Origin of the sequence: Janthinobacterium longum (assembly GCF_051380735.1) — a bacterium.
Classification (GTDB): Bacteria; Pseudomonadota; Gammaproteobacteria; order Burkholderiales; family Burkholderiaceae_D; genus Janthinobacterium.
Map to the genome: position 1 here is coordinate 69,768 of NZ_JBNYXQ010000015.1, position 10,000 is coordinate 79,767.

General features: G+C 59.7%; 8 protein-coding genes. 3 read left to right on the forward strand and 5 right to left on the reverse strand.

Annotated features, from left to right (window positions below; all coding sequences use genetic code 11):
- Positions 1-15: 15 nt before the first annotated feature.
- From ACQ4WM_RS24035 to ACQ4WM_RS24050, 4 genes are all read right to left on the reverse strand, one after another.
- Positions 16-1,698, reverse strand: a complete 1,683-nt coding sequence (locus ACQ4WM_RS24035; protein ID WP_436549172.1) for a long-chain-fatty-acid--CoA ligase — start codon at positions 1,696-1,698, stop codon at positions 16-18.
- A gap of 53 nt (positions 1,699-1,751) precedes the next feature.
- Positions 1,752-3,434: a long-chain-fatty-acid--CoA ligase gene (locus ACQ4WM_RS24040; RefSeq protein ID WP_436549173.1), complete on the reverse strand. Its 1,683-nt coding sequence runs from the start codon at positions 3,432-3,434 to the stop codon at positions 1,752-1,754.
- A 268-nt stretch (positions 3,435-3,702) separates the two neighbouring features.
- Positions 3,703-4,755 carry an aminopeptidase gene (locus ACQ4WM_RS24045; protein WP_436549174.1) on the reverse strand — a complete coding sequence of 351 codons (1,053 nt, stop codon included), beginning with the start codon at positions 4,753-4,755 and terminating at the stop codon, positions 3,703-3,705.
- 1 nt (position 4,756) lies between these two features.
- On the reverse strand, positions 4,757-6,832 hold the full coding sequence (locus ACQ4WM_RS24050) for a molybdopterin-containing oxidoreductase family protein (protein ID WP_436549175.1): 2,076 nt from the start codon (positions 6,830-6,832) through the stop codon (positions 4,757-4,759).
- Between the two features lie 207 nt (positions 6,833-7,039).
- Here ACQ4WM_RS24050 and ACQ4WM_RS24055 point away from each other — a divergent pair, with 207 nt between their 5' ends.
- Positions 7,040-8,233: a M20 aminoacylase family protein gene (locus ACQ4WM_RS24055; RefSeq protein WP_436549176.1), complete on the forward strand. Its 1,194-nt coding sequence runs from the start codon at positions 7,040-7,042 to the stop codon at positions 8,231-8,233.
- On the opposite strand, the gene ACQ4WM_RS24060 is transcribed toward ACQ4WM_RS24055, so the two are convergent.
- The gene (locus tag ACQ4WM_RS24060) at positions 8,230-9,132 is read right to left on the reverse strand and encodes an NAD(P)-dependent oxidoreductase (protein ID WP_436549177.1); all 903 of its coding nucleotides are present in this window, start codon (positions 9,130-9,132) and stop codon (positions 8,230-8,232) included. The two genes, ACQ4WM_RS24055 and ACQ4WM_RS24060, sit on opposite strands and share 4 nt — an antisense overlap.
- Positions 9,133-9,227: 95 nt before the next feature.
- Here ACQ4WM_RS24060 and ACQ4WM_RS24065 point away from each other — a divergent pair, with 95 nt between their 5' ends.
- Positions 9,228-9,788: an acyloxyacyl hydrolase gene (locus ACQ4WM_RS24065; RefSeq protein ID WP_436549181.1), complete on the forward strand. Its 561-nt coding sequence runs from the start codon at positions 9,228-9,230 to the stop codon at positions 9,786-9,788.
- Between the two features lie 12 nt (positions 9,789-9,800).
- Positions 9,801-10,000: hypothetical protein (locus tag ACQ4WM_RS24070; RefSeq protein WP_436549178.1), on the forward strand; the 200-nt coding region annotated here is incomplete at its 3' end.

Consider the following 10,000-nt stretch of genomic DNA (forward strand, 5'->3'; position numbering starts at 1 on the left):
CTTTTAAGCGACCGTTCAAGCGGCCGGTTTCTCGTCGCGCAACTGACGGCGCAAGATCTTGCCGACGTTGGTCTTCGGCAATTCATCGCGGAACTCGATGTACTTCGGTTTCTTGTAGGCCGTCAGTTCATGCTTGCAGTGCTCGCGTATCTGCTCCACCGTCAGGTTGGGATCCTTGCGTACCACAAACACTTTCACGGCTTCGCCCGAGTTACCGTCCGGCACGCCGATGCAGGCACATTCCAGCACGCCAGGGCAGGAAGCGACCACGTCTTCCACCTCGTTCGGATACACATTGAAGCCTGAGACGATGATCATGTCTTTCTTGCGGTCGACAATACGCACATAGCCGCGCTCGTCCATGATGCCGACGTCGCCGGTCTTGAAGTAACCGTTGGCCGTCATCGATTTTGCCGTTTCATCAGGGCGCTGCCAGTAGCCAGCCATCACTTGCGGGCCTTTCACGGCGATTTCGCCGGGCTGGCCCAGCGGCACCTCGACGCCATCGTCGTCGATGATGGACACCTCGGTCGATGGAATCGGCATGCCGATGGTGCCCGTAAATTCCGTGATGTCGACGCGGTTGCCGGTGACCACCGGCGAAGTTTCCGACATGCCATAGCCTTCGATCAGCGGGCAACCGGTCACTTTCAGCCAGCGTTCGGCCACATTGCGCTGCAAGGCCATGCCGCCGCCGTTGCACACTTTATAGCTGGAGAAATCGAGCCTGGCGAATTCTGCATTGTTGAGCAAGGCGTTGTACAAGGTATTGACGGCCGGGAAGACGACGATCTTGTACTTGGCCAGTTCCTTCACAAAACCCGGAATATCGCGCGGGTTCGGCACCAGTACGTTCAGCCCGCCCAGGCGCATGCCCATCAGTGCGCTGACCGTCAGCGAATAAATATGGTACAGCGGCAAGGCGCACACGAAACCCATCGACGTGGCACGCATCTCTTTCGTCATCACGGGCGCGATCCACGCCTCGTTTTGCAGCACATTGGCGATCACGTTACGGTGCAGCAGCATCGCGCCTTTGGACACGCCCGTGGTGCCGCCCGTGTATTGCAGGAAAACGATATCGTCGTGGCCCTGCTGCACCGGTTTGAGCTCCAGGCGCGCGCCTTCGGCCAGCATCTTGTTGAAACCGATGGCGCCCGGCAGATTGAAAGCCGGCACCATTTTCTTGATTTTGCGCACCACGAAATTGACAATGGCGCCTTTCAGGCCGCCCAGCAAGTCGCCCATGGTGGCGACGATCACATGTTTTACCTGGGTGTGCGGCAGCACCTGTTCAACCGTGGTGGCGAAGTTTTCCAGCACGATGATGGCTTCACTGCCCGAGTCGACCAGCTGGTGCTGCAATTCGCGCGGCGTGTACAGCGGATTGACGTTGACTACCGTATAGCCGGCGCGCAGGATCGCCGCCATTGCCACCGGATACTGCAACACGTTCGGCAGCATGATGGCGACGCGCGCGCCTGGCGACAGTCCCTTGCTTTGCAGCCAGGCGCCCATCTGCAGCGACAGTTTATCGAGCTCGCGATAGGTAAGGAATTTATCCATGCACACGAAAGCATTGCGATCGGCATATTTCTGGAACGATTCTTCCAGCAAATGCGTGACGGAACGGTATTGTGTGCAATCAATCTCGTGCGGCACGCTGTCCGGGTACGACTTCAACCAAATCTTGTCCATCTTGTCTCATCTTTATCTGTGGAGGGGCGCGCCGCCCTGGCGCGTCCTGGTGTTTAAGCTGCTGCTTTCGGTTCGTCGCGCAGGGCGCGGCGCAAAATCTTGCCGACGTTGGTCTTCGGCAGTTCATCCCTGAATTCAATGAACTTCGGCCGTTTGTAGCCCGTGAATTGTTCCTTGCAATACGCCATCAGGGTCTCGACCGTCAGGTTCGGGTCCTTGCGCACCACAAACACTTTCACGGCTTCGCCCGAGTGTTCGTCCGGCACGCCCACGCACGCGCATTCAAGCACGCCGGGGTGGGCTGCGATCACGCCTTCGAGTTCGTTCGGATACACATTAAAGCCGGATACCAGGATCATGTCCTTCTTGCGGTCGACGATTCTTACATAGCCGCGCTCGTCCATGATGCCCACGTCGCCCGACTTGAAATAGCCGTCAATCGTCATGACCTTGGCCGTTTCATCAGGACGGTTCCAGTAGCCGCTCATCACTTGCGGGCCGCGGATGGCGATTTCGCCGGCCTGGCCCAGCGCCACTTCCTTGCCATCGTCATCGAGTATCGCAATCTCGGTCGACGGAATCGGCAGGCCGATGGTGCTGGAAAACACCGTGCTGTCGGCGCGGTTGCAGGTGGCGACCGGTGACGTTTCCGACAGGCCATAACCTTCGATAATCGACACGCCGGTTATCTGCTGCCACTTGTCGTTGACCGATTTCTGCACCGCCATGCCGCCGCCATTGGCAATCTTCAAACCGGAAAAATCGAGCCGCGCAAAATCGGGATGATTGACCAGCGCATTGTATAGAGTGTTGACCGCAGGCAGCAGGTTGAATTTGTACTTGCCCAGCTCCTTGATCAGGCCGGGAATATCGCGCGGGTTCGGTATCAGAACATTCAGTGCGCCCAGGCGCGTGCCCCACAAGGCGCAGGCCGTCAGCGCAAAGATATGGTACAGCGGCAAGGCGCAGATGATGGTCAGCTGCTGTTTGTTGTCAGGATCGAGCGCGGCCGCCGACCATGCTTCCGTCTGCAGTACATTGGCGATGACATTGCGGTGGCTCAGCGTGGCGCCCTTCGACACGCCGGTGGTGCCGCCCGTATATTGCAGGAAGGCAGGTTCGTTGATATGCAGTTCGACCGGCGTCAACTTCATGCGGCCGCCGAGCGACAGCGCACTCTTGAAACGCATGGCGTTCGGCAGCGAAAATGCCGGCACCATCTTCTTGACATTGCGTACCACGAAATTGACCAGCAGGCCTTTCACGCCACCGAGCATCTCGCCCATGCTGGCGACGATGATATGTTTCACGGCCGTCTTGCTCAGCACTTGCTCCAGGGTATGGGCAAAGTTTTCCAGCACGATGATCGCTTCGCTGCCCGAATCGTTGAGCTGGTGTTCCAGCTCGCGCGGTGTGTACAGCGGATTGACGTTGACCACCGCATAACCGGCGCGCAACACGGCCGCGATCGCCACCGGATACTGCAGCACATTGGGCATCATCAGCGCCACGCGCGCACCTTTTTTCAGGCCCCGGCTTTGCAAAAAGGCGCCCAGCTGGCGCGAATAGGTATCGAGTTCGGCATAGGTCAGAAATTTGTCCATGCAGACATAAGCATTGCGATCCGCATATTTTGTAAACGCTTCTTCGAGCAAGTGCACCAGCGAACGATATTGATCGGGATCGATGTCGGCAGGTACGCCGGGCGGGTACGACTTCAGCCAAATTTTTTCCATGCTGTGCCTCTTGTCTCGAATAATCACGGGGGAGCCGGGTAGTTAGCCCGGCGCTGATTACTGCTGCGGATACATTGTCCTGCAGTCATGCTGAGCATTCTGACGAGCAACTGCTCCATGCTACTAATGCGATGCTATCGGGCGCAAGGCTTCCATGCAAGCGCTTTCAGCAGGATTAGAACAGGAACTCCAAGGGCATTTTGTGCTGCAATGCAGCATACAAAATACAGCGTTGCAGGAATAGGCAGCTTGGCAAACCTGACAATCTTTACGGGTCAGGGGACAGACTGTGCTGCAGAAGGCGGTGACGCTCGGACTGGCCCAGCAGAGACAATGTGTGCACTGCAGCATAAAAAGCACGAAAGTTCTTTTTTTCTTCCAGCAATTTTTTAAAGGTGGGCAAGAATTGATCGTAAGTAGCGACAGAAGCGAGGTGGGCATTGCTCAGAGGCTGCTCGAACCAGCGGTCATAACCGCCATAACCACCCCAGTGCTGCTTCAACACCTGGTATTCGTCTTGCAGCGCCGCAAACACCAGCGCCTTGCGCACGCGCTTGTCCGCATCACTGGCCACGCCCCGGTACAGCAGGTCCAGTTGCGCGCGGTATTTGCGCAGCAGGATCAAAAAATCCTGGCGCCGGTTTGTATATTGCAGATACGCGGCCTGCATGGCCGCATTGCCGTCGTGCGCCAGCCAGCGCTGCACACCAGCTTCTTCCACCGCGACGGCAAACGATTCATTGAAGGCCGAGTCACCGGGCACATACACTACCTGATGCGCCAGCTCATGAAAGATCATGCGCGCCAGTTCGGCATCGTTGTAGTTGATAAAGGTCGACAGCAGCGGATCATCGAACCAGCCCAGGGTGGAATACGCAGGCACACCACCCACCTGCACATCGTAATGCCGGGCACGCAACTGGTCGGCATAGGCTTGCGCCTCGCTCTTGTCATAATAGCCGCGATAGCTGACGCAGCCGGCGATCGGGAAGCACCATTGCAGCGGCTGCAGCGACAGTTCCGGCGTGGCCACCACATTCCACAGCACAAACGGGCGTTGCAAGGCAGCGTAGGTTTTATAGCTGCCGTTATCCGGCAAACCCAGTTCGCTGACGGCAAAGCGGCGTATTTGCTGCGCTTTCTGGAGGCGCGCTTTCAGGCGCGGCTCGGTGATCGGGTCGTTCAGCCAGGCATCGATCGGGCGCGCGGACGACCATAGCGAATACTGGCCTTGCGCTGCCTGCGTGTAATAACGCAGCTGCGTACAGCCGCCCAGCAGCAAGCACATGCCCAGCACTGCAGTGGCGGGCATGCGTGCCATGTCAGGCGGCCTTTTCCACTTCGACCAGGGTATCGTAGAAAGTTGGCGCACGGCCCATGTCGGTCAGGCGCTGGCTGGTCACTTCATTGGCGTTCTTGCCGTCGCTGGCCAGCTTTTTCCACCATACCGACAGTCCCACCACCAGGCCGCGCCGCGCCTTGTCGGTCACGCGCGCTTTCGCCACGAAGCTGCCGCGGTCATTGAAGATGCGCACCATGTCGCCCGCAACGATACCGCGCGCGGCCGCATCGCCCGGGTGGATGTCCAGGTGCGGCTCGCCTTCGGCCGCGCGCAGGCTTTTCACGTTCACGAAGGTGGAATTAAGGAAATTGCGCGCCGGCGGCGAAATCATCGCCAGCGGAAAGCGCGCCGCCAGGGCCGGATTGCTGGCCGGTGATTCATACGGCGCAATATAGGTGGGCAGCGGGTCGAGCCCGGCATCGAGCATGGCCTGCGAGTAAAACTCGCATTTTCCTGAAGCCGTGGGAAAACCGCCCCGGGCAAACGGCGCGTCGGGCATGCTGAGCTTTTGCCAGCCGGTCCGCTTCAGCGACTCCCAGTCGAAATGCACGGCGCGCGCATCGGTGGCGTCAAACGCCTGCGCTGCCAGCGCATCGTCGCTGTCCTGGAAGCACGGGTCGTCAAAGCCCATGCGCTGCGCCAGCAGGCGGAAAATTTCCGTATTGGCTTTCGCTTCGCCCAGCGGCGCCACGGCCGCATTGTTGGCCATCATGTACAGATGGCCATAGGTCGAGTGCGCATCGACGTGTTCGAGCTGGGTGGTAGCCGGCAGCACGATATCGGCATAGTCGACGGTATCGGTCTGGAAGTGTTCCAGTACAACGGTAAACAAATCTTCGCGGGCAAAACCCTGCGCCACTTTTGACGAGTCCGGCGCCACCGCCAGCGGATTGGAGTTGTAGACGATCACCGCTTCCACTTGCGGGCCGAATTCGGGCGAGGTCGGCTTGAGCAGATCATCACCGATGGTGCTCATGTTGATGGTGCGCGGCGTGCCCTTCATCAGATCTGGCCGCTGCAGCGCCTTGCGATTGACCGGGAAGGAACCCGAGCTCGACAGCTGTATGCCGCCGGCCGCGTGGCGCCAGGCGCCCGTCAGCGCCGGCAGGCAGGCGATATTGCGCACCGCCATGCCGCCACCGCGCACGCGCTGCACGCCATAATTGACGCGGATCGCCGCGCCCTCGCCGCTGCGGCAGGCCTGGCCGTACAGGCGCGCCAGCTCCACCACTTCGGCCACGCTGATGCCGCATACCTCGGCCGTGCGTTCGGGCGTCCACTCCAGCGCGCGCTGTTTGAGCTGTTCGTAGCCCAGGGTGTATTGTGCAATATAGTCATGGTCGACCAGGTCCTCGGCGATCAGTACATGCATCAGCCCCAGCGCCAGCGCCGCATCGGTGCCGGGCAGCAAGGCGATATGCTGGTGGCATTTTTCGGCCGTCAGCGAACGGTACGGGTCGATGGCGATCAGGGTCGCACCGTTGCGCTTGGCTTCCTGGGCCCGCATCCAGAAATGCAGGTTGGAAGCGATCGGATTGCCGCCCCATATAATGATCAACTTTGCATTTTGAAACTGCTCCATGTCGGTGCCTATCGTTGCGCCCACCGTATAGCGGTAGCCGGTGGCGCCGGCCGAGGCGCAGATGGTGCGGTCCAGCAGGGAAGCACCGAGCTGGTTGAAAAAGCGCGACGACATCGATTCGCCCTGCACCAGGCCCATGGTGCCGCAATAACTGTACGGCAAAATCGCCTGCGGATTGCGCGCCGCAATCGGTGCCAGGCGCGCGGCGATGGTGCCGAGCGCCTCATCCCAGCTGATGCGTTCGAACTTGCCTTCCCCTTTCTTGCCTACGCGGCGCAGCGGATACAACAGCCGGTCCGCATGATAGGTGCGCTCGGTAAAGCGCGACACCTTGGTGCACAGTACGCCAGCCGTGGTCGGATGATCGGGATCGCCCTTGACAGCGGTGGCCACACCATCGGTCACTGTCACCAGCAAAGCGCAGGTGTCGGGGCAGTCGAGCGGGCAGGTCGCGCGCACTTGGGTGGTGGTCATGGTGCAATCCAGAAAGCGTCAGGGAAAGCCGATACTGTAAACCATCGCGCCCCTGTCAGCCAGCGACAGATGGGCCAGCTTGCCGTGCGCTGGATATGGAAGCATGACAAGGGCTACAATGGCTTAATTGCGCGCATGTTTTCGATCAGACATGCCCGTCCCGGCGCGCCGTACACTGATGCGCGCCCGCCTCTACAGGAGAATACGATGAAACTAGTTGAACCGATCCTGGCGTTTCAATCCGAGCTGCGACGTATCCGCCGCGATCTGCACGCCCATCCGGAATTATGCTACGAAGAACAGCGCACCTCCGACGTCGTCGCCGCCAGGCTGGCCGAATGGGGCATCCCCGTGGTGCGCGGCCTGGGCCGCACCGGCGTGGTCGGCATTATCCAGAACGGCACGTCGAAACGCGCCATCGGCATCCGCGCCGACATGGACGCGCTGCCGATGCAGGAAGTCAATACCTTTGAACACGCCTCGCGCCATCCCGGCAAGATGCACGCCTGCGGCCACGACGGCCACACGGCGATGCTGCTGGGCGCCGCCCATCACCTGGCGCATAACCGCAATTTCGACGGCACCGTGTATGTGATCTTCCAGCCGGCCGAGGAAGGCGGCGCTGGCGCCCGCGAAATGATCGCCGACGGCTTGTTTACCCAGTTTCCGATGGAAGCCATTTACGGCATGCACAACTGGCCGGGCGCCGCCGCCGGTACCTTGAGCGTGGTGGCCGGGCCGATGATGGCGTCGAGTAATGAATTTCACGTCACCGTCAAAGGCAAGGGTTCCCATGCGGCCCAGCCCCACAAAGGCATCGACCCGGTAATGGTGGCCGTGCAGATCGCCCAAAGCTGGCAAACCGTGATTACCCGCAACAAGAGCCCGCTCGATACGGCCGTGCTGTCGATCACGCAGATCCATGCCGGCAGTGCCACCAATGTGATCCCTGACGACGCCAGCCTGGTTGGCACCGTGCGCACTTTTACCACACCGGTCCTCGATTTGATCGAACAGCGCATGCGCGACATCGCCGTGCATACGGCTGCCGCCTTTGGCGCCGAAGTCGACTTCCACTTCAAGCGCAACTACCCGCCGCTGGTCAACCACGCCAGGGAAACTGCGTTTGCCGTGGAAGTCATGAAACAGGTGGTCGGCGCCGACAAGGTCAATGACAACGTCGAACCGACCATGGGCGCCGAGGACTTTGCCTTCTTCCTGCAGGAAAAAGCCGGCTGCTACATCTTTATCGGCAATGGCGATGGCGAGCACCGCGACGGCGGCCATGGCCTGGGCCCGTGCGTGCTGCACAATGGCAGCTACGATTTCAACGACAACCTGCTGCCAATTGGCGCCAGTTTCTGGGTCAAGCTGGCCGAAACCAGCTTGCCGCTTGCTTAACTGAGTTTATCGGGACCAGGCCCCAGCCGCTGGCCAGGATTGATGGCTTCCAGGGCCAGCAAAGCGGCGGCGTGGTCGGCCGTCGCATGGGTCTCGGCAATGGCTTCATAGCGCTGCGTGACCAGTTGCGTCACCGGCAGCGTGATATTGGCCGCCTCGGCCGCCGCCAGGATATTATGCATGTCCTTGACCTGGCTTTTCACCTGGCCGCCGGCAACGAAATTGCGCTCCAGCATGCGCTGTCCATGCACCTCCAGGATACGGCTCTCGGCAAAGCCGCCGCGTATCGCCGTGCGCACGGCCGCCGCATCGGCCCCCGCCGCCTGGGCCAATAACAACGCTTCGGCCACGATATTCAAGGTGGCGCCGACGATCAATTGATTGCACAACTTCGCAACCTGGCCGCTACCTGCTGGCCCCACCAAAGTTGGCCGGCCCATCGCAGCCAGGATGGTCTCCACAGTGGCATAGTCGTGTGCACTGCCGCCAGCCATGATGGCCAGGCTGCCAGATTGCGCGCCACCGACGCCACCGGAGACTGGTGCGTCAATGAAAGCGTGGCCGGCCTTTTGCAGCATCGCATGAAACTGCTGCGCTTCCGACTGCCTGGTCGAACTCATGTCGATCCACAGTGTCGATGGCGCCATGGACGGCAAGGCTTCTTGCATCACCTGCTCCACGACCGGTCCGGCCGCCAGCATCGAAATAATGACCTGCTCGCCAGCAACAGCGTCAGGCAATGATGCCGCTGCCTTTGCCCCTGCCGCGCGCAAAACCTGGGCCTTGCTGTGCGTGCGATTCCAAACTGTGACAGAATACCCAGCCTGCAACAGGCGCCGGACCATTGGATCCCCCATCAGGCCAGTACCGAGAAATGCGATTTTTGTAGAGAATGTCAATTGAACCTCTGAATATCGAGTGGCGAAACGGCAGCAAGACGCATGCCTGTGCAAACAAGACAAGCCTAACGGCCAATTTTACGATGAAAGCCTCTATGTTCTTCAAGAAGAATCTCCTCACCTGTGTCGCGGCCACTGCCGCGCTGATGGCCGCCAGCTCCAGCTTTGCCGCTGACGACAAGCTGATCGACTCCGTCTATGGCGAATACGCCAAAGGCGTAAAAATCCAGATGGTACGCGCCGGCGTGACCTCGAACTGGGACAAAGCCTGGTTTGTATCGAACGGTACCCAATTGAGCGGCTACTGGGATGCCAGCATCGGTGGCTGGGATGGCAAGAGCTACAAGAACGTCCCTGGCCAGCACCAGAAGCTGTGGGACCTGGGCTTGACGCCGGTGTTCCGCTTTGAAAACACCAGCAAGCGCGGCTTCTATGCGGAAGCCGGCATTGGCGTGCACATGCTGTCGAAGCTGTACAACAACGACGACGACCGCCTGTCCACCCACTTCCAGTTCGGCGACCACGCCGGTATCGGCTATGTGTTCGATAACAACTGGGAAGTCAGCGCCAAGATCCAGCACTTTTCGAATGGCGGCTACAAGAAACCGAACAGCGGCGTGAACTACGGCGTCGTCAAAGTGGCTTACCACTTCTGATAAGCAGCTTGAATGAAGAGCCCTGCGCGCAGCGCAGGGCTTTTTTTCGCCTGTCGATTTGGCAGCATGAAACCTGCAGACGAAAAAAAACCCGTCAATTTCTTGACGGGTTTCTCTCTACTACGAATAACAAGCCTGACGATAACCTACTTTCACACTGGTTGCAGCACTATCATCGGCGCAAAGTTGTTTCACGGTCCTGTTCGGGATGG

Excerpts from the sequence above, each read along its gene's own strand:
- ACQ4WM_RS24035 (WP_436549172.1), bottom strand. The coding sequence starts at position 1,698 with ATGGACAAGATTTGGTTGAAGTCGTACCCGGACAGCGTGCCGCACGAG.
- ACQ4WM_RS24040 (WP_436549173.1), bottom strand. The coding sequence starts at position 3,434 with ATGGAAAAAATTTGGCTGAAGTCGTACCCGCCCGGCGTACCTGCCGAC.
- ACQ4WM_RS24045 (WP_436549174.1), bottom strand. The coding sequence starts at position 4,755 with ATGGCACGCATGCCCGCCACTGCAGTGCTGGGCATGTGCTTGCTGCTG.
- ACQ4WM_RS24050 (WP_436549175.1), bottom strand. The coding sequence starts at position 6,832 with ATGACCACCACCCAAGTGCGCGCGACCTGCCCGCTCGACTGCCCCGAC.
- ACQ4WM_RS24055 (WP_436549176.1), top strand. The coding sequence starts at position 7,040 with ATGAAACTAGTTGAACCGATCCTGGCGTTTCAATCCGAGCTGCGACGT.
- ACQ4WM_RS24065 (WP_436549181.1), top strand. The coding sequence starts at position 9,228 with ATGTTCTTCAAGAAGAATCTCCTCACCTGTGTCGCGGCCACTGCCGCG.